Source organism: Exiguobacterium sp. s6 (assembly GCF_018618155.1).
GTDB lineage: Bacteria > Bacillota > Bacilli > Exiguobacteriales > Exiguobacteriaceae > Exiguobacterium > Exiguobacterium mexicanum_A.
In genome coordinates this window covers 166,576-185,580 of the sequence record NZ_JACSLN010000002.1, presented here as the reverse complement: position 1 = coordinate 185,580, position 19,005 = coordinate 166,576, and the positions used below count along the sequence as shown (strand labels likewise).

Genomic DNA, 19,005 nt, shown 5'->3' with positions numbered 1-19,005 from the left:
CGTTTACCCTCCGCTCACCATTGGAATGACGGCGACCGTGTCCCCGTCTGCAACCGTGTATTCGTCCGTCTCATAACGCTCATTGACCGCGAACATGAGACGTTCCGCTCCTGACACGCCCCGCTCGGCCAAATCCGCTCGCAAGGCGGCGATTGTTTGTGGCGCTGAAACGGTATAGGACCGGACCGCCAACTCTTCTGCCACGTGGGCAAAACATAATACCTCAATCATGTGTACGTCACTCCTTCCGGGCGTCCTGGGTGTTGTTCTTTTTGATCACCCATCCATTTCGTGCCGTCGGTCCAATGCTCCCGTTTCCAAATCGGGACAATTTCTTTAATCCGTTCGATGGCGTAACGATTCGCCTCGTAGGCGTCGGCGCGATGGGAAGAACTCGTCGCGATGACGACCGCTTCTTCCATGATATCGAGTCGTCCAATCCGGTGATGGATCGCCGTCAACGCACCAGGCCAACGTTCCGCTACTTCTTTCGCGATTTGTTCGAGCATCTTCTCGGCCATCGGTACGTATGATTCATACTCCAAGAGTTCGGTCTGTTTGGAACCAGTCATTTCCCGCACCGTCCCGATAAACAGCACGACCGCCCCGACGTTTCGATGTCGGACCGTTTCGTAAAGTGCCATCGGTTCGAGCGGATGTTCATTCACTTGATACCATTTCATCCTCCATCCACCTTTCCACTGAACGCATCAACCGGTCCTTGTCTGCCACGGAGTCTCCGCGTGCGATCACGTTCGTCACATCGACCGGTTGTTCATGCCCGTCTCGCACGAGCACCACTTTCGGATAATCTTTCCGTTTGTATCCTTCGATTAGCACGATGTCGACGTGCGCCTCGTACCAGTTGAGGAGCAATTCAAACGTATCGACCGCTTGCCACTCGATCAACGTCCCGTCTTCACCGATCACACTCGATAGCACGGCACCGGCCAACGCGTGACGGTGCGAGTCAGTCATCGGCAAGTCGAACGACCCTCCGTGACCGTGGTGCTTGATGACGCCGACACGGAGCCCCGTCGCCGACAAGCGTGTTGTCAGCTCAGAGACGAACGATGTCTTGCCGCTATTTTGATAGCCGACCACTTGTAAAATCAAAGCCGATCGATGATTCGACATCGCACCGTGTCCCCTTTCTGAAACCCTCTCGTCCCGCCTGGCAGATGGATCAACGCGTTACACGTCGCGAGCGAGGAGACAATGCCCGACTTATCTTTACCGCTCGGATGAACGACCGTCTGCCCGGTCGTATCAATCGTCACATGTCCACGGACGAAGCGGTCGAACGGATTCGGTTTCGGGAAATCGACACCGAGTTCCGCCAAAATGACAGGACGTTCCGTTTGCTCGAACAACGTCTTCATGTACGTACCGACAAACAGTTCCGTGCCGACAAAACAGGCAGACGGATTGCCGGATAAACCGAACAACAGCCGACCTTCGACGTGCGCGACCGTCGTGACGGAACCTGGCCGCATCCCGACTTTATTGAACAGTACTGTCGCTCCGAGCGCCTCATACACATCCGGTAAATAATCGAAATCTCCGACCGATACTCCGCCTGTCGTGACGATAGCATCACTCGTCTGAAGCGCTTCTTCGACCGCCCGCTTCGTCGAAGTGAACGTATCCGGCAAGATGCCGCCATACGTTGCCGTGCCGCCAAGCTCCTCGATTTGGGCAAGAATCATATACGCATTCGAATTATAAATTTGCCCGTCGGCTTTCTTCCGTCCCGGTTCGACGAGCTCGTCTCCAGTCGCGAACACAGTGATGTGCGGTTTCACGTACACGTCGACTTGTTCATAGCCGAACGTTGCGAGCAAGGCGATGACGCCTGGATTGATGCGGGTACCTCGGCCGACGATATTCGTTCCTGCCGCCACATCTTCCCCGCGATAGGAGATGTTGGCATCACGGGCCGGTCGTTTGAACGTCACGACTCGTTCATCTGCTTGTACGAGCTCGAGCATGACGACCGCATCGGCTCCGTCTGGAATTTTTGCCCCGGTCATGATGCGAATCGCCTCGCCGGCGCGGAGCGGTTCTCCGACATGTCCAGCTCCCTGAACGTATTGAATGGGTAATGTCACCGGTTCATCGCGGTTCGCAGTCAACAAGTCCGCGGAGCAGACAGCAAAACCGTCATACGGCGACTTGTCAAACGCCGGAACGTCATGCGTCGCGACGAGATCCATCGCTAAAATCCGTCCGTTCGTCCGATGCAACGGTACCGTTTCCGTCCGACCTCTCCCCGTCGCTTCTTCGACGCGTGCGACCGCCTCGTCAACGGCGAGCGGCTTACGAAATAGCGTCGATCCCTTTTCCATTACTCCACTTCCTTTCCTAGCACTTCTTCATAATCTCTCGGTGTGTTCACATTTTTAAACCAGTCCCGTTCAGCAAACGAGACGATTGTCGCCTCTGTCAAGTGAGGCATGACCGCCCGTTCGCCTCGACGTAACGCGGCTTCGAACTGGGACAGTATCGAGCGGGGATACAAGGCGATGAGCGGATGGATTCGATTATCGGCGTAGGCGACAACCGGCTGATCCCCTCGCTCCCTCTCAAGCCGTTCATAAACGGTCGGCGGCAACAAAGGTGTATCACACGCACAGATGGCATACCATTCAGCCGGGACGTGCCGCATGACGGTGACGATGCCAGCGAGCGGCCCCATGCCGCACCATTCTCTGTCGTCTTCGAGTTGATAGGGTGTCATCGACTGTCCGGCCGGCACGACGCTCCATTGGGACGTCGTCGTGGTACTAAGCGTCTGTCGTGCCCGGTCTTCAAACGAGACGTCCTCATAACGGGCTTTCCATTTGGGAGATCCGAACCGACGTGACTTCCCGCCTGCCAAGACGATCCCAATCATCGTGTCGCTTCCCAGACGATATGGGAAAGCTCAGGGAGGATCAAGCGAGTCATCGCCAAGTCGACGGCGCCTCGCGACCCTGGCATCGAAAAGATGATCGTATCCCCGATGCGTCCTGCTAAAGCTCGCGACAACATCGCCGCCGGTCCGATATCTTCCGTGAAGCTGACATAACGGAACAACTCGCCGAACCCGACCATTTCCCGGTCAAGCAGCGGTCGAATCGTCTCAATGGTGACGTCCCGTTTCGTGATGCCCGTTCCCCCGGTCGTCAAGATGACGTCCATTTTTTCGTCGACCATTCGTCTGACGGCCGCTTCGATTTCAAATGGGTCATCTTTCGTGATCTCGCGGTATGTGACCGTATGTGCTTCTTCTTTTAATAGCGTGCAAATATGTTCGCCTGACACGTCCGTATCGAGTGTTCGCGTATCCGAGATCGTTAAAATCGCTGCCCGGACACGCTGTGTGTTTTGATGTACATGGTTGTGTGCTTGCATCGTCTTCATCCTCCGATATAACTCATTTCAATCCGGTTACGTGCCCGACTCCCAGTTCGCGACCGTTCTTCCGAATAGCGGTCGTCCCGTACTTCCCATACCATTTTCAGTGTCATGGCGATCAATTCATCGCTCGCCCCACTGCGGAGCAATTCGCGGATATCGGTCCCGTCTTCAGCGAACAGGCACGTGTACCATTTGCCGTCACTCGATAGGCGGCCTCGCGTACACGTTCCGCAGAACGGTTGACTGACCGAAGAGATGAAGCCGACTTGCGCCCCATCCGTGTAACGGTAACGTTGCGCGACTTCTCCTAGCGTTTCAGGTGCAAGCGGTTCAAGTAATCCATTTCGTTGTTTCAACACCTCGAGAATTGATTCAGACGACACGACATGTTCGACGTTCCATTCATTCGCCGTGCCGACATCCATGAACTCGATGTAACGGAGCGTGATGTTCCGTTCTTTGAAATATGCGGCCATCGGGGCGACTTCATGATCGTTCCAGCCTTTCCGGACGACCATGTTCACTTTCACTTCGAGCCCTTGCCGTTTCGCCTCATCGATTCCTCGTAATACCGTCTCGGGCGACGTGCCGCGTCCGTTCATCATCCCGAACGTCTCGGCCGATAAGGCGTCTAGACTGACGTTGACCCGGTCGAGCCCAGCTTGCTTCAACACTTTCGCCATCCGTTCTAAATAGACGCCGTTCGTCGTCAACCCAATCGTCTCGATGGTCGTGACCGCGCGAAGGCGGCGAATCAGTTCATCGAGATTCGGCCTGAGTAGCGGTTCGCCCCCGGTCAGACGCACTTTTTTCACGCCGTGTGGGGCGATGATGCGAACGAAGCGCTCGATCTCGTCAAACGATAACAACTCATCTCGTTTTAAAAACTGATGGTGGCGAAACGCTTCTTCCGGCATGCAGTACCGGCAACGAAAGTTGCATTTATCAATGACTGAGATGCGTAAGTCTTCCAACGGTCGTCTCCGTCGATCGGTCCATGGTGTCATCTTGGTTCATCCTTTCTATCCATCAACGACAGCAGGGACCCTCACAGTCCCTGCGTCGGTTTGTCAGCGAATCGGCTTTTCAGCCCCGCTGCGCAAGTAATAATAAATTGTGGTGGCAATCGAGATCGCATAGAGCCCTAGCATGACGAACAACGCACCGTTGAACGAACCGACGAGCTCGAGCGACCAACCGAACATCTTCGGAATGAAGAATGCGCCGTAAGCAGCAAACGCTGCGGAGAATCCGACGACGGCCGGTGTCTTCGTCGCCACGAACACGTGGGGAATCATCGCGAACGTCGCTCCAGAGTTGAGTCCTGTTGCGATGAACAAGACGACGAAGGAGATGAAAAACATCGTCAAGTTGCTGTTCGTGATGGCCATGATGACACTGATCGTACCGAGCGCCATGATTCCGAACACGATCAATGTCACTTTGGCCGCTCCGATCTTATCACTGATCCAGCCCCCGAACGGACGCGAAGAGGCGCCAAGGAATGCACCAAGGAAGGCGAGCGCCATCAAGTCCGACTCAGGGAACTTTAACTTTAAAATCATCGGGAACGCTGCGGCATATCCAATGAAGGAACCGAACGCCGCCGTGTAGAGCAACGTTTGAATCCAAAAATGTTTGTCTTTAAACACGCTCGCCTGTTCACGAAGCGATTGACGCGCGGTCGGTAAGTTATCCATGAACAAGTATGCGCAGACCGTCAAAATGATGGTCGGCACGACCCAAAGGAGCGCGGCGTTTTGAAGCCAAATCTCTTCGCCGGTCTCGGTCACGAGGGCGTTCCCGCCGATGAACCCGAAAATACTTGTCGTGATGACGAGCGGTGTGATCAATTGGACGAGCGACACGCCCAAGTTCCCGATGCCTCCGTTAATACCGAGTGCCGTCCCTTTTTTCGCTTTCGGATAAAACGCGCCGATGTTGGCGTTTGATGACGAGAAGTTTCCGCCGCCTAGTCCGCAAAGTGCGGCCAAAATCATGAATACCCAATACGGCGTATTAACGTTTTGAACGGCATAGGCGATGCCTAGGAGCGGCAACAACAAAATCGATGTCGAGAAGATCGTCCAGTTCCGACCACCGAATATACTGTTTGCGAACGTATAGAAAAAGCGCAACGTCGCCCCGACGAGTCCAGGTAGGGCGGCCAACGTGAACAACTGGCCTTGCGTAAAGCTAAACCCGATTGAATTCAATTGGACGGCCGCGACCGACCACATTTGCCAGACGATGAATGCAAGCGTCAGTGCCGGGACCGAGACGAGCAAGTTCCGATTGGCGACTTGTTTTCCCGTCCCTTCCCAAAATCCCACATCCTCTGGCTTCCACTCGGCGAGTGCGTGTGACCCTTTGTCTAATTGTTGCATGGTCTATTCCTCCTCTTAACGGTTCAATTCGTACCCTAATCCCATCCTATCGGCCGTCCCCTTAAAAAAGTGTGCCTTCTTTCACACTTATTTCGCATCTTGAGTTTTTTTCTCACCCTGTCATCAATCTGTGACAAAATCGCCTATCTTTTGTTTCTGTGACATTGAACACAGAAAAACCCTCCCCGATTCCTTATCGTAAGGAATAGAGGAGGGATTAATTTGTCACATCTCATTCAAATCCACTGTGCGCCCGAAGTTCGCTTGGCGCTACAACCATATTTCTTCAGTCAAGACGGGGCCCACGTGTTCCGTGTCTTCGGCGTCGCGATCGCCGAGGCTGCGTTCACCGAGACGGGGCTCGATATCACATTCCCACTTGAAAGTCCGTTAGAAGAACTAGAAGCGCTGCACACCTTGCTCGTTCGGATCGACACTCACCATGACGTGACGATCGATGATACCCAGGCAGTTATCGGTTACTTAGGGGACGGGACAACGGTCACCGTTTATCGCCATTTCAAACGATGGCTCGACTTTTTATCTGCAGCGCGTGTCCGCTCGATGGAAGGTGTCGTCGTCGAGGTCCGTGCCAACGGGATCAAGCTAGCCGAAGGCGTGCTCCGGTCTTATGAGTTGATGGAAGATGGCGATTTTTATGTATCGGCCTGTACAATCGAGGCCGATGGGTTAGAACATTTCGAGGGCGAGCTATCACTTGCCGCCGTAATGTGATCAATCGATGACACAGACCGAGACCGGACAGTCCTCACAATGGTTGAGCAGTTTCAACCGGTCGAGGTCATGGATAATGATTTGACGGGAAGGGAGCGAAATAATCCCTTCTTGAGCGAGCTCGTTCAACATGCGGTTCACGCGTTCACGCGATGTCCCGCAATAGTTGGCGAGCTCTTGGTTTTTCAGTTTCAAGTCGATGAGAATGCCGTCTTCGACTTCCACCCCATAGCTGTTCGCCATACGAATGAGCGTCGAGTAGAGCGCTCCTTTTTTCCCGTTCAATACCAAGTCTCTAAATTTCGTATGCTGTTTCCGCATATGTTCGTTGATCATGACCATGAACTCGCGGACGAATTCCGGGTTCGACGACAAAATCATCGTTTCAATGCGCTCGATTTTGACCGCATAAATTTCACTATCTTCTAACGCCTTGGCGTTAAATAAATATTTTGGTTCGATTGCGAATAACGTCAACTCTCCGCAACAAGCCTCAGCGCTTAAACAACGTAACGTCAATTCTTTTCCATTTTCCGTCAATTTCGAAATTTGGATCAGTCCACTCTTTACAATATAAAATTCAGCTGCGTCTTCTTGTTCTCGGAACAGAAAACCGCCTTTTGGGACATGAATGATTCGATGTGCCAATTTTTTTGTTTCCTCGAGCACCATCGCTTTACTTGAATGAGCCATTTCCACCGACCTTCCTTAAAACACGTTGCACCATATGAAAGCTTGCCTTCATTCTAAACACAAACCCCCTCGAAACGCAATCAACATTTGGAAGCGTTTCAAGGGGAGGACTATTCTTTCGTACGATATTCAATTTTTTTCCAATATCGATATAATAAGCCGATCAATCCGACATTGATGACGGCGATGGTCATATACAGTCGCATCGAGGCATGATCATACACCATATAGCTCTCAATTGTATATTGCAAGAGTATCATGTTCGTCGCGAGCAATATGACCAATCCGATTAAACTCCAACCGTTACGCCCCATGATGAATCTCTCTTCCGACCGCAAAGATCTTCCCGTTCTCGATTTCAAGCAAGATTTTAGGGAGTTCCCGCTGCGGCGGACCGGCCTGTGGTTGGCCGTCGACACCGAAGTAACCACGGTGGCACGGACAGAGGAGTACGTCCTCCTCCTCTACGTAAAACACCGGGCACTGTAGATGGGTGCATTTGTTGTTATAGGCAACGAATTCACCATTCTTTAAATGAACGAGCAACGATGGTTCCGTACCCGGATATTCAAATTCGAGTGATTTCCCGCGCTCTAGCGCCTCGACCGTCGTGATGAATTGACGGTCGGTTCTCGGCTCGCTTCGAACGAAGGCCGCGATATTGAACGGGACGGTCGCGAGACCGAGTGCGATGCCTGCGCCGAACGTTGATTTGATGAACGCCCGTCGATTCAGTTTCACGTCATCGGCCCGACTCAAGTTATCGACGAGTGCGGATAACCGTTTCCGGTCTTTTGATTCATTTGACATAAGTCATCTTCCTTTCCATCTCAATCGGAATAGACGCCAAAGAATTCAGGGACGTAATTCCATTTATCGTCTTGCGAAGGCTTTTTCCCTTCGATCATGTTCATTTGGACGCGTTGACGACGGAGTTGCATCATCTCGTCATGGTCGATGAAGCGAATCGCATCCGACGGACAAACCGACGCACACATCGGCGCGATATCATGTTTGGAGCGGTCGTAACACATGTCGCACTTATACATCTTATTCTTCTCAAAGTCGAACTTCGGAATCCCGAACGGACAAGCGAACGTACAGTTCCGGCAGCCGATACATTTTTCTTCCGAAGCCGATAACACGACGCCCTCTGGCGTGATTTGAATCGCATTGGCCGGACACACTTGAGCACAAGCCGGATTTTTACACTGCATACAGATCATTGGGAACGTCTGACGGTTCTCCGAGAAATCGATATAATCCACATAGTTGCGCTCGAGCCCCTCGTGGTCCCCGCATTCGCGGCAAGCTGCCTGACAGGCCCGACAGCCGATACAACGTTCAAACTCTAAATACATGACCTTATTCATTTCGTATGAACCTCCTCATCCATGACGTGACAGCTCGTCGCAATCGCATGGTCCGCCATGAACGGCACGCTTGATCCGAGCGGGACCGTCAACGGATTAATGTGTAACGGGGTGTTGGCCGGTAACTTTTTCATTTGTACCGCACATACCTTGAACTCCGGCATGCGTGACATCGGATCGAGACACGGGTTCGTCAATTGATTGATGGCGAGCTCCTTGCCCCAATGATAAGGGACGAAGACCGTATCTTTTCGAATCGCCTTCGTCAAACGTGCTTCGACGACCATCGATCCGCGACGTGTGCGGAGTTCGACTTTGTCGCCCGTTTGAAGGCTATAACTTGATGCCAACTCCGGATGGATCTCCACGAACGGCAGTTTTGACATCGTGCTCAAGAAGTCGACACGGCGCGTCTGATTGCCCGACAAGTAATGGAAGACGACCCGACCTGTCGTGAGCGTGACCGGATATTCTTCATTCGCATATTCACCGGCCGGCCGATACGTGACGACAGGCAAATTCGCTTTTCCGTTCGCCGTTCCAAACCGTTCTTTGAACATCGTCGGTGTGCCGGGATGATCTTCGGACGGACATGGCCAAAAGACACCATACTCGTCGTCGATTCGTTCCCATGTGATCCCAGAGTAGTCAGCCGCTCCACCTTTCGTCGCGATGCGGAACTCCTCCCAAATGTCACGCGCCGTCTCGTACGGGAAGTACTGTCCGCGTCCCATCCGTTCAGCGATCCGCTTCATGATTTCCCAGTCTGGGAGCGAGTCTCCGAGCGGTTCGCGCACTTTCCGGATCCGAATGACACGTCCTTCTAGGTTCGTCGTCGTCCCTTCATCTTCGGCCCACGAACAAGCCGGCAAGACGACATCAGCGAACTCACAAGATTCCGACATGAAGAAGTCACTGACGACGAAGAAATCGAGTTTGTTGAAACTGTCCCATACGTACGGAAGGTTCGGTGCCGAAACGGCTGGGTTCGAACACATGAGGTGCATTGCCCGAATCGTTCCCGCTTGAATCTCATCGAACATTTCGAACGCGGACACACCTGGTTTTGGCATCTCGGAAGGATCGATGCCCCAAACCCCGCTCACATATTCGACGGCTTTCGGGTCAGTTAATTTCCGGTAGCCTGGTAACAGGTCTGCTTTTTGTCCATGTTCTCGTCCACCCTGCCCGTTCCCTTGCCCCGTCATCGTGGCCACGCCCGAAGCAAACTTCCCAATCATGCCTCGTAAGAGCGCCATCGACGTATAGAGCGAGACATTGTCGACGCCTTTTGACTGTTGTTCGACGCCGCGGGCGAACAACATGACCGAACGTGGGCTCTTCCCGTAAATATGACCGGCCTTCTCGAGTTTTTCGATGGCGACACCGGTCACCTCACTCGTCCGTTCGAGCGTCCAGTCTCGGACCGACGCTTTCAACTCTTCATAGTTATCGCAACGCTCATCCACGTACGCTTGATCAACATAATCGTGTTCGACTAAAAAGTTGAGCAGTCCCATCGCAAGCGCCGCATCCGTCCCTGGCTTCAAATCGAGATGGACATCGGCGACGCGCGCCATCGGAATTTCACGCGGGTCGGCGACGATGATTTTCGCGCCTTTGTCTTTCGCCTTCCAAATATGTTGCGTCGTCGTCGGATGACATTCGGCGATATTCGAACCGGCGACAAAGAATGTGTCGACGTGCTCGAACTCCGTCCACGGAAGCGTCGCTCCGCGGTCAATCCCAAGTGTCTTTAAGAAACCGCCGGCAGCTGACGACATGCAGAAGCGACCGTTGTAATCGATGAACCGTGTGCCGAGTGCGACCCGGGCATACTTCCCGACGAGGTAACATTTTTCATTCGTCATCGAGACGCCGCCGAAGACGGACACCGCATCTTTCCCATGCTCTCGTTGAATGCGTTTAAAGTTCGCTTCGATCACGTCGAGCGCTTCTTCCCATGTCGCTTTTTCAAACTTGCCGTTCCGTTTGATGAGCGGAGTCATGATGCGGTCCGGATGTTCGATCGTTTGATAGGCCGTGACGCCTTTCGGACAAAGTTTTCCTTTGTTGACCGGGAAATCGTAGCGTGGTTCAACGCCTTTGACGGCCCCGGTTTTCTCATCGACCCGGATATGCATGCCGCACTGCATGCCACAGTAACAACAGTGGGTCGTGATCAACTTTTCACCCGGTTTGATTAAATTCTGTACTTCTGGCGACGTTAAAAAGTCACTCATCGTCTTCCCCTCCATAGAACGTTTCCGCTCTTCGTTTTGAAAATCCACTGACGTGATAGCCGTTAATCGTTTGAAGCGGATAATGCATCCCGTCACTTCCGGGCCGTCCGAGCGCCGAATCGAGCCGGGCGCGACGACGACAGGCGTGACAGAGGTCTTGGACCGTGTGCGCCGCATCGACTTTCACGAGTTGGTCCGACCCCTCGAGCAATTGTTTCACTTGTTCAATCTCTTCAAGCGTGCCGGTCGGTTCGCCGCACTTAACGCACAGGTGTCTCATCTTTTGCCTCACCTTTCGTCTCCTTCGGTCGGCCGAATCCTGGCATCGACATGCCCGTGTTCGTATCGACCGGGTGTGTCGGTAACTGTCCGTTCATCAAGTTCAATTGCATCTTCACACGCATCGAACGTCGACACGGTTGGCAGTAATCGGAGAGCTGGGTCCCGTCACTGAGCCCGAGCTGGATCGTCTGTGCTTGCAAAATCGCTTGGACGTCCTCGACTTGATTGTCCGTCGCATAACGTGTCCCACACCCGGCGCAGACACGTGTCTCATCTGCCTCAACTTCCCGGTAGTTCATCGGGACACTGGCCGCCATCGGTCGGACCGGCAAGTGGAACAGTTTACCGAACGGGAAATAACATAAAAAGATGATGACGGTCAATTGATGGAACAAGGCGAGCTCGTGATGGATGAAGCCTCCGAAGAACACGTACGAAACGGTCAGCAACAACCCCGAGACAGTGACGATGAGCAACATGAGGAGCGGTAAAATATCAAATTCGAACCGCTGGGTCACTTTCACGTCCTGGTCGTTGATCCGGCGATAGAGTGCCATGAGCACGCCGACGAGCAACATGAGCGCGGTGATGTTCAACCCGTTATAGACGAGCTCCGCGAACAACCCGTGCGCAGCCATCTTGATGGTCGGGATGTTAAAGACGACAATCTGATACGTCTCGATATCAATCAAATCAAACCGCATCCATTGGAACGTCAGCCCGAATGTGATGGCGAACGACCCGAGACATCCCCAGGCAATCAACATATGTTGGGTCCAGCGGTACCAGCCACGTTCCCAGATGAACTTCTGTAAGACAATATTGTTGACGGTCGTGGCGGCGACGGCCTTGCTGGCCCGTTTCTTTTCTGCCTTCATTTGTTTGAGGCTCCGCTTCAATACTTGTGAGGTGGCCGGCCGTGCAAAAAATAACGTCAAGCGGACGACCATCCCAATCATGCAAATGACGGCGGCGATATAGTAGCCGAACAGCGCCATGTCTACGTGCTCAAATCCTGCCGAGGCGATCCATGTCGAGAGCACCAAGACGGTGAATCCTACGAACGACCACTTTGCGGCGGTCGAATAAAAATAACGATCGGACATATGTGTTCCCCCTTCTCTTTCCGAGCGACTTCATAGTTTCATCATAAAGATGACATCTCGACTTAACTGTTACTTTTTTCACAGATAAGCGATTCGAGACGTGACAGAATAATGAACGAAGGAGGCGTTCCCTTATGAAATCATCGCTTAAAATCATGTTATTCCTCACCATCGCGGCCATGCTCGTCGTCTTTTCCATCGGTTTCGTCTTCGCCAATCGAGCGACGACCGAACCAGATGTCGAGGGGTATGTGATTGAAATAAATGAATCTGACCGCACCGCACTCGTCATCAGCGGAATTACCGCAGAAGAGGCCACACTCTCTCCTGACACCTTGTTCGCGCAAAGCGAACCGGAAGACGTAAGCTGGTTCAAGTTTCAAGTGAAAGCCACGTTCAAGCAAATCGCTGTCGGGGACCACGTCCACATTTGGAAAAAGACCGGTCCGAGTATCTTAAATACTCCGAACCGGTCTTATGTGAAAAAAGTCGACGTGATCGACTAATATGAACGCTTGCCATAACGTTCACTCAGCCAGAGGACTAAAAACGCCAAACCAACCAACCATCCGCTCCAGACGAGTGCCTGGGTCATATCACCGTTGATTGTCGCCATATAAATCGCTGTGGCGAGCGTCATCGTCTCGCCCGGGATATTTCCGGCAATCATCATCGTAATCCCAAACTCGCCGATTGATCGGGCGAAGCCGAGGACGAAGCCGCTCGTCAACGCAGGTAACAGCAGCGGAATCGTCACGTAGGTGAACAGTTGACGCTCTGACCCGCCGAGCACGCGTCCGGCCTCATACCATTCCGCATCGAGTTGTTTGAGACCGAGACGAATCGTTTGGTAGATGAGCGGGAACGCGGCCAAGGCGGACGCGATGACGTTCGCCTGTTTCGTGAACAAGATAGTAATCGGCAACAATCCGCCGATCCCGTTGTTCCCGAGGACAATCAAGGCGTATAGTCCGATGACTGTCGGCGGCAAGATGAGCGGCAGTAAAAACACCGTCTCCAACAGCCGCTTTCCTTTGAATTGACGGTGATGCATGAAATAGGCTGCTCCGAAGGAGAGGACGAAGGCGCTCACCGTCGCCAGCATCCCGACTTCGAATGTGAGTTGAAGTGGAGATTGCGTCATTTAGAAAATCCTTTCGCTAAAAAGTGAGCTTGGATATCATCGTCAAACAAACGCGCGTAAACATCGCGCACGTATGGATTGTGCGTCAACCGGGCCGCTGGATACGCGATCGTACCCGTCGCTTCAAACGGGACCGACTGAAGCGACTCGACGTCCGTCGTCAGTTCCGTCTTATAGACGAATCCCGCATTGGCGTCGCCTTGTTCGATGAGCGTCAACACTTGTCTCACATTCTGGGCGAACATGATTCGCGGTTCCACTTCTTCCCACACGCCTTCCACTTCTAGCGCCGCTTTCGCGTAGCGACCGGCCGGGACATTGACCGGGTCACCGATGACGATCCGAGCACATGCGTTTAAGTCGTCCCACGTCTCCGCGCACGGTTTCCCTTTCGGTGTCACGAGCCACAGCTCGTTATGCAAAAACGCATCCCGCTCTAGAATCGGGATTTGTAATCGGTCGACATCATCAACGCTCGCGGCTAAAAAGATATCTGCCGGAGACCCGTGATCGATTTGTGCTCGCAAGGCGCCGCTCCCGTTCGTCACGACCCGAATGTCGATCCCATCGAATTCCGCTTCAAGTTGTCGCTCGACCGCTTCTAAAGCCGGTCCTAAGCTTGCCGCCGCCAAAATGGTCACGGTGTCCTCCGAATCTGAACTCGACCAGACTTGACTTAGTAATAAGGCGACCGTCACCCCTACGATGACTCCACTCACCCGTTTCATGATTAATCACTCCTTTGCTTCCCCTTTATCGTAGCGCTTGATTTGCCTCCCATCTGTATCAAACGTCACAAAAAGACACCCCCACGTAAGTAGAGGTGTGCCACTGCTTAAGCGAACGTGCGCGCCCGCGGGAATAAAATGTTGTTTTCGAGATGAATGTGTTCAAATGTATCCGATTCGAGCGCTTCTAACCGTTGATAGACAAGACGATACGTCCCACACGCTCCTTCAGGCGGCGTATAGTCGTTCGTGATTTGACGCAATTCTTTTAAAATGTCACCGGCTGCCGCGTGTTCTGACTCGAGCGAGGCCAAGATGTCATCAAGCTCCCGTCTCGTTTCAGCTGTCGGTGCCGTCTCGTGACGAAGCAACGTCGGGAAGTCTTCTGTTTCTTCTTTGACGATATGTTGTTCAAGTTCCACTTTCAATTGATTGAACAGTTGATGAATGCGTCCGAGGTGCGGATGGTTTTGTCCGTGAACCCGGAACACTTTTGTCACATATGGTGTGAGCTGTGGCAATTCGTCCGTCAAAAACTGGTGATGCTTATAAATGATGTGCTCAATCAATTCCGAAGAAGAAGCGGCATCCCAATCGATACTCTTCTCGTTCATCTCTTGCTTGCGTTGATAGAGCGCATTAACTTCTTCTAAAATGTCTTCCGTCGACCGTTTCGATTTATCAGTCGCTTCAGCGAGTGGTCGGTTGCCGCCACAACAAAAATCGATTCGGTTCCGTTTGAAAATGTCTGCCGCTTGCGGGCATTGTTTGACGATTTCAGATACGTGCGTATCGCCCGTGAATGTCTGTGTCATCTGTCATAACCTCCATATTCATTTTGACATGTTCAGCGTAGCAAGAGTTTGACGACAAAAATGTGAAATACGTCACATTTAAGTGAACAGGATGCACGCGTTCTGAATTTGGACACAAAAAAAGCCCCTCTTGTGGAGGGGCGACGCTTAATGGGACGGCGCTTCAAATTGTTCTGCCTCGGTCGAACCGGCCAGCGCCGTCGTTGACGACTGGCCTCCCGAGATGACGAGAGACACCTCATCGAAATACCCGGTCCCGACCTCACGTTGGTGACGTGTCGCCGTATAACCGTGCTGTTCTGCACTGAATTCGGCCTGTTGCAGTTCCGAGTAGGCGGCCATCCCGCGGTCTTTATACCCGCGTGCGAGTTCGAACATTCCGAAGTTGAGCGAGTGGAAGCCAGCGAGCGTGACGAATTGGAACTTATATCCCATCGCACCAATCTCTTGTTGGAACGATGCAATCTCCTCATCCGACAGCTTTTTCTTCCAATTGAATGAAGGCGAACAGTTGTAAGCGAGGAGTTTCCCCGGATACTTCGCATGAATCGCATTGGCGAATTGACGCGCTTCGTCCAAATCAGGCTCGGACGTCTCGCACCAGACGAGGTCGGCGTACGGTGCATAGGCGAGACCGCGCGCGATCGCCTGTTCAATTCCCGCCTCGGTCCGGTAAAAGCCTTCCGGCGTCCGGTCACCGACGATGAACGGATGGTCGATTGGGTCGATGTCGCTCGTAATCAAATTCGCTGCGTGAGCATCCGTCCGGGCGACGATAATCGTCGACACCCCCATGACGTCTGCCGCAAGCCGTGCGGCAATCAAGTTCTTCACGGCCGTCTGTGTCGGCAGCAACACTTTGCCGCCGAGGTGACCGCACTTCTTCTCTGAAGAGAGTTGATCCTCCAAGTGGACGCCGGCTGCACCCGCCTCAATCATCGCCTTCGTCAACTCGAACACGTTAAGCACACCGCCGAAACCGGCTTCCATGTCAGCGACGATCGGGGCGAACCAATGCGTATCGCCTTTCCCTTCCGCCGTTTGAATTTGATCGGCCCGTTGAAGCGCCTGGTTAATCCGTTTGACGACGCTCGGCACCGAGTTAGCCGGGTATAGGCTTTGGTCCGGGTACATGTGCCCCGACAAGTTCGCATCGGCGGCGACTTGCCATCCGCTCAAATAGATGGCTTCGAGACCCGCCTTCACTTGCTGGATGGCCTGGTTCCCCGTCAACGCGCCGAGCGCGTGGACGTAGTCTCGTTCGTGGAGTAACTCCCATAACCGTTCCGCTCCTTTTGTCGCGAGCGTATGCTCGATTAGGACAGACCCCCGAAGCCTCATCACGTCTTCGACCCCATATGGACGTTCGACCCCGTTAAACCGTTCCGACTGTAACATATCCTCTAGTTGCATTTGTTGTTCATTCATATCCATTCCTCCTGTATTATATTAATTTATATATTTATCGTTTGTTATATAACAGATAATGCAAGCTTAATCCAAGTATGCACAGCATTCGAGCGCCGCTTTGAATGACGAGTGCTCCATCCCGCAGCAACGACAGACGTTTTCTTCGTCACGATCTTCTGGTTTACGGAATATGACGACCTCTTCGACCGGCTCTCTCATGATTTGGAGCGACCCGTCGGCCCGGTCGAGCACGAGGCGCATCAAATCGTTCCCATAGACGAACGCCGTGTTAGCGAGCGCCGCTGTCGATTCCCCCGAGACGATCCGACGGACGACCCAACGTTCAATCAACTGTTCGCTTTCGATTTTTTTCGTTGTCATGATGATGCTCCTCCTTTTAAATTCGGTTCTAATGTCACTTGTTGTAAAAACTGTCGGCGGCGCCGGTGCAGGATCGGTTCCGTATATCCATTTGGTGATGCATCGCCTTCGAACACTAACTCTTTCGCCGCTTGATAGGCGATGGAGCAGTCTACATCTGGCGTCATCGGACGATAGTGCGGATCTTCCGCGTTTTGCGCGTCGACGACCTCGGCCATCCGGTAAAGCGTCGCTTCGACTTGTTCACGGCTACAGATTCCATGGTATAGCCAGTTGGCGACATGTTGACTCGAAATACGAAGCGTTGCTCGGTCTTCCATCAACCCGACATGATGAATATCTGGCACTTTGGAGCAACCGACACCTTGCTCGACCCAACGGACGACGTAACCGAGCAACCCTTGCAGGTTGTTCTCGAGTTCCTCGTTCACTTCCTCATCTGTATAGAGACGCGTGGCGAGTGGTACCTCGAGCAGACGCCCTCGCTCAGTTGCTGGATCAAACGAACGATTCGCCAACTCACGCTGAACGTCAAACGCATCGACTTGATGGTAATGCAGCGCATGAAGCGTGGCCGCCGTCGGGGACGGCACCCAAGCCGTCGTCGCCCCGGACCGGACATGATTGCTTTTTTCACGCATCATGTCGCGCATCCGATCGGGCATCGCCCACATCCCTTTCCCGATTTGCCCGCGTTGATGGAATCCTGCGTCAAGCCCGATCTGGACATTCAGACGTTCATAAGCATCGAGCCACTCCGATGTCTTCATCTCGCCTTTCTTGCGCATCGGTCCGAGCGTGAGCGAGGAGTGAATCTCATCGCCCGTCCGGTCGAGGAATCCGGTATTGATGAAGACGATGCGTTCCTTCACTTGCTCGATACAGTTCTTCAAATTAAGCGACGTACGTCGCTCCTCGTCCATCACGCCGACTTTGAGCGTGTGACGCGGTAACTCGAGTACATCTTCAATCGCATCGAACAAGTCGTTCGTGAACGCGACTTCCTTAGATCCATGCATCTTCGGTTTGACGATATAGATGGAGCGTTCGCGGGAATTTCGTCTGGCATCAAGGTGGCGGCTCGCGATGAGCGCAGTGAAAATCCCGTCCAAGATCCCTTCCGGTACTTCACGTCCTTCCGCGTCGAGCATCAAGTCTGTCGTCATCAAGTGCCCGACGTTTCGAATAAAGAGGAGCGATCGGCCCGGAAGCGTGACTTCACGCCCGTCTTTCCCGACATACTTCCGGTCAGGGTTCAACTTCCGAGTGAGCGGCCGACCTCCTTTCGTGAATGTTGCTTCGAGCGTCCCGTCCATCAGGCCTAGCCAGTTCGCGTAAAGGTGGACCTTGTCTTCCGCCCGAACAGCGGCAACCGAGTCTTCACAGTCGACGATGGCAGACAAGGCGGACTCGAGTTCGATGTCAATGAGCCCTGCTCGATCGACCCGTCCGATTGGGTGGTCCCGGTCAAACTGCAACTCGGCGTGAATCCCGTTATGGACGAGCAAGAGCTTATTCGGATCACTCGTTTCCCCGACATAGCCGACGAGACAATCGTCTTGAAACGCGATGCGGTTCCCTTCGATGATGGCGTATGGCCTGCCCTCTGACACGAGATAGCCGTTCGCTTCTTCGTGCGAGCCCTCCCGGAGCGGAAATGTATCGTCGAGAAATTGTTTGGCATAGGCGATGACCGCTTCACCGCGAACTGGATTATAGCCGCTCGACTTCGTTTTCCCGTCCTCTTCGTCGATGACGTCCGTTCCGTACAAGGCGTCATACAGGCTTCCCCAGCGGGCGTTCGCCGCGTTCAATGCATAGCGTGCATTGTCGAGCGGAACGACGAGCTGCGGTCCGGCTTGCCTTGTAATCTCTGAATCGACACCCGTAACGTCGATGTTGAAATCGGGGACGGCTGCTTCGATGTAATCGATGGACCGAAGGAAACGCTCGTAGTCTTCCATGTCAAATGCTTGCTTATGCTCGCTGTACCACCCCTGTAATAGCCGCTCATACGACTCACGTTCGTGAAGCAGTGACTCATTCCGAGGAATGAACTCATCGAGTAGGCGCCCGACCCCAGGCCAAAATTGTTGGTGTGCCTCTTCTTCAGGCAATATACGAGCCGAGATGAAGTCGAGCAACGTTTCATGTACGTGATAAGTACCTACTTGTTTGTAATGTTCCAAGCCGTCACATCCTCCCATTCAATTGTTATATATCAGTTGACTTAAATATAGACTATTATATAACAGTTTGACAACAGTTTTTTTGAAACTTTTTATTTGCGATCTATTTCAAAACCG

The 19,005-nt window shown here is 53.0% G+C and carries 23 protein-coding genes; 2 read left to right on the top strand and 21 right to left on the bottom strand.

Annotated features, from left to right (window positions below):
* Positions 1-3: 3 nt before the first annotated feature.
* From KNP75_RS11920 to KNP75_RS11885, 8 genes are all read right to left on the bottom strand, one after another.
* Positions 4-231, bottom strand: a complete 228-nt coding sequence (locus KNP75_RS11920) for a MoaD/ThiS family protein (protein ID WP_015880400.1) — start codon at positions 229-231, stop codon at positions 4-6.
* A complete protein-coding gene (locus tag KNP75_RS11915; protein ID WP_015880399.1) occupies positions 228-683 on the bottom strand; it encodes a molybdenum cofactor biosynthesis protein MoaE in 456 nt (151 codons plus the stop codon). The genes KNP75_RS11920 and KNP75_RS11915 overlap by 4 nt, the downstream gene beginning before the upstream one ends.
* A complete protein-coding gene (mobB, locus tag KNP75_RS11910; protein ID WP_034780611.1) occupies positions 661-1,137 on the bottom strand; it encodes a molybdopterin-guanine dinucleotide biosynthesis protein B in 477 nt (158 codons plus the stop codon). The genes KNP75_RS11915 and mobB overlap by 23 nt, the downstream gene beginning before the upstream one ends.
* Entirely contained in the window at positions 1,113-2,348 is a 1,236-nt protein-coding gene (locus tag KNP75_RS11905) for a molybdopterin molybdotransferase MoeA (RefSeq protein WP_215190516.1), read from the bottom strand. The genes mobB and KNP75_RS11905 overlap by 25 nt, the downstream gene beginning before the upstream one ends.
* A complete protein-coding gene (locus KNP75_RS11900) occupies positions 2,348-2,896 on the bottom strand; it encodes a molybdenum cofactor guanylyltransferase (RefSeq protein WP_034780605.1) in 549 nt (182 codons plus the stop codon). The genes KNP75_RS11905 and KNP75_RS11900 overlap by 1 nt, the downstream gene beginning before the upstream one ends.
* The gene (locus KNP75_RS11895) at positions 2,893-3,396 is read right to left on the bottom strand and encodes a MogA/MoaB family molybdenum cofactor biosynthesis protein (RefSeq protein ID WP_114164944.1); all 504 of its coding nucleotides are present in this window, start codon (positions 3,394-3,396) and stop codon (positions 2,893-2,895) included. The genes KNP75_RS11900 and KNP75_RS11895 overlap by 4 nt, the downstream gene beginning before the upstream one ends.
* A gap of 5 nt (positions 3,397-3,401) precedes the next feature.
* Positions 3,402-4,409 (bottom strand): GTP 3',8-cyclase MoaA, encoded by a 1,008-nt coding sequence (gene moaA / locus KNP75_RS11890; protein ID WP_215190515.1) that lies wholly within the window; start codon positions 4,407-4,409, stop codon positions 3,402-3,404.
* A gap of 63 nt (positions 4,410-4,472) precedes the next feature.
* Positions 4,473-5,789, bottom strand: coding sequence for an MFS transporter (locus tag KNP75_RS11885; RefSeq protein WP_211781932.1), 1,317 nt, complete (start codon positions 5,787-5,789; stop codon positions 4,473-4,475).
* A gap of 222 nt (positions 5,790-6,011) precedes the next feature.
* Between KNP75_RS11885 and KNP75_RS11880 the strand changes: the two genes are divergently transcribed.
* Positions 6,012-6,524 (top strand): hypothetical protein, encoded by a 513-nt coding sequence (locus KNP75_RS11880; RefSeq protein ID WP_215190514.1) that lies wholly within the window; start codon positions 6,012-6,014, stop codon positions 6,522-6,524.
* On the opposite strand, the gene KNP75_RS11875 is transcribed toward KNP75_RS11880, so the two are convergent.
* From KNP75_RS11875 to KNP75_RS11845, 7 genes are all read right to left on the bottom strand, one after another.
* Complete coding sequence (locus KNP75_RS11875; protein WP_034780597.1) at positions 6,525-7,217, bottom strand: Crp/Fnr family transcriptional regulator; 693 nt, start codon at positions 7,215-7,217, stop codon at positions 6,525-6,527. It lies immediately after the preceding gene.
* A gap of 110 nt (positions 7,218-7,327) precedes the next feature.
* Entirely contained in the window at positions 7,328-7,531 is a 204-nt protein-coding gene (locus tag KNP75_RS11870) for a hypothetical protein (RefSeq protein WP_215190513.1), read from the bottom strand.
* Positions 7,521-8,027, bottom strand: a complete 507-nt coding sequence (locus KNP75_RS11865; protein ID WP_215190512.1) for a QcrA and Rieske domain-containing protein — start codon at positions 8,025-8,027, stop codon at positions 7,521-7,523. Before KNP75_RS11865 ends, KNP75_RS11870 begins: the two co-directional genes overlap by 11 nt.
* Positions 8,028-8,047: 20 nt before the next feature.
* Complete coding sequence (locus KNP75_RS11860) at positions 8,048-8,590, bottom strand: 4Fe-4S dicluster domain-containing protein (protein WP_015880388.1); 543 nt, start codon at positions 8,588-8,590, stop codon at positions 8,048-8,050.
* Entirely contained in the window at positions 8,587-10,833 is a 2,247-nt protein-coding gene (locus KNP75_RS11855; protein WP_034780591.1) for a molybdopterin oxidoreductase family protein, read from the bottom strand. The genes KNP75_RS11860 and KNP75_RS11855 overlap by 4 nt, the downstream gene beginning before the upstream one ends.
* Positions 10,826-11,113: a hypothetical protein gene (locus tag KNP75_RS11850; protein WP_114164958.1), complete on the bottom strand. Its 288-nt coding sequence runs from the start codon at positions 11,111-11,113 to the stop codon at positions 10,826-10,828. The genes KNP75_RS11855 and KNP75_RS11850 overlap by 8 nt, the downstream gene beginning before the upstream one ends.
* Complete coding sequence (locus tag KNP75_RS11845; protein ID WP_114164959.1) at positions 11,094-12,221, bottom strand: MFS transporter; 1,128 nt, start codon at positions 12,219-12,221, stop codon at positions 11,094-11,096. Before KNP75_RS11845 ends, KNP75_RS11850 begins: the two co-directional genes overlap by 20 nt.
* Positions 12,222-12,355: 134 nt before the next feature.
* Here KNP75_RS11845 and KNP75_RS11840 point away from each other — a divergent pair, with 134 nt between their 5' ends.
* The gene (locus KNP75_RS11840; RefSeq protein WP_214797393.1) at positions 12,356-12,727 is read left to right on the top strand and encodes a DUF3221 domain-containing protein; all 372 of its coding nucleotides are present in this window, start codon (positions 12,356-12,358) and stop codon (positions 12,725-12,727) included.
* On the opposite strand, the gene modB is transcribed toward KNP75_RS11840, so the two are convergent.
* The 6 genes from modB to KNP75_RS11810 form a co-directional block, all read right to left on the bottom strand.
* Positions 12,724-13,365 (bottom strand): molybdate ABC transporter permease subunit, encoded by a 642-nt coding sequence (gene modB, locus KNP75_RS11835; protein WP_215190511.1) that lies wholly within the window; start codon positions 13,363-13,365, stop codon positions 12,724-12,726. The genes KNP75_RS11840 and modB overlap by 4 nt on opposite strands.
* A complete protein-coding gene (gene modA, locus KNP75_RS11830; protein ID WP_215190510.1) occupies positions 13,362-14,093 on the bottom strand; it encodes a molybdate ABC transporter substrate-binding protein in 732 nt (243 codons plus the stop codon). The genes modB and modA overlap by 4 nt, the downstream gene beginning before the upstream one ends.
* 107 nt (positions 14,094-14,200) lie before the next feature.
* Complete coding sequence (gene ric, locus KNP75_RS11825; RefSeq protein ID WP_029596325.1) at positions 14,201-14,908, bottom strand: iron-sulfur cluster repair di-iron protein; 708 nt, start codon at positions 14,906-14,908, stop codon at positions 14,201-14,203.
* Positions 14,909-15,055: 147 nt separating this feature from the next.
* Positions 15,056-16,336 (bottom strand): isocitrate lyase, encoded by a 1,281-nt coding sequence (gene aceA / locus KNP75_RS11820; protein WP_215190509.1) that lies wholly within the window; start codon positions 16,334-16,336, stop codon positions 15,056-15,058.
* 66 nt (positions 16,337-16,402) lie between these two features.
* Positions 16,403-16,699 carry a hypothetical protein gene (locus KNP75_RS11815; RefSeq protein WP_029596327.1) on the bottom strand — a complete coding sequence of 99 codons (297 nt, stop codon included), beginning with the start codon at positions 16,697-16,699 and terminating at the stop codon, positions 16,403-16,405.
* Positions 16,696-18,888, bottom strand: coding sequence for a malate synthase G (locus tag KNP75_RS11810; RefSeq protein WP_251128339.1), 2,193 nt, complete (start codon positions 18,886-18,888; stop codon positions 16,696-16,698). The genes KNP75_RS11815 and KNP75_RS11810 overlap by 4 nt, the downstream gene beginning before the upstream one ends.
* Positions 18,889-19,005: the final 117 nt, after the last annotated feature.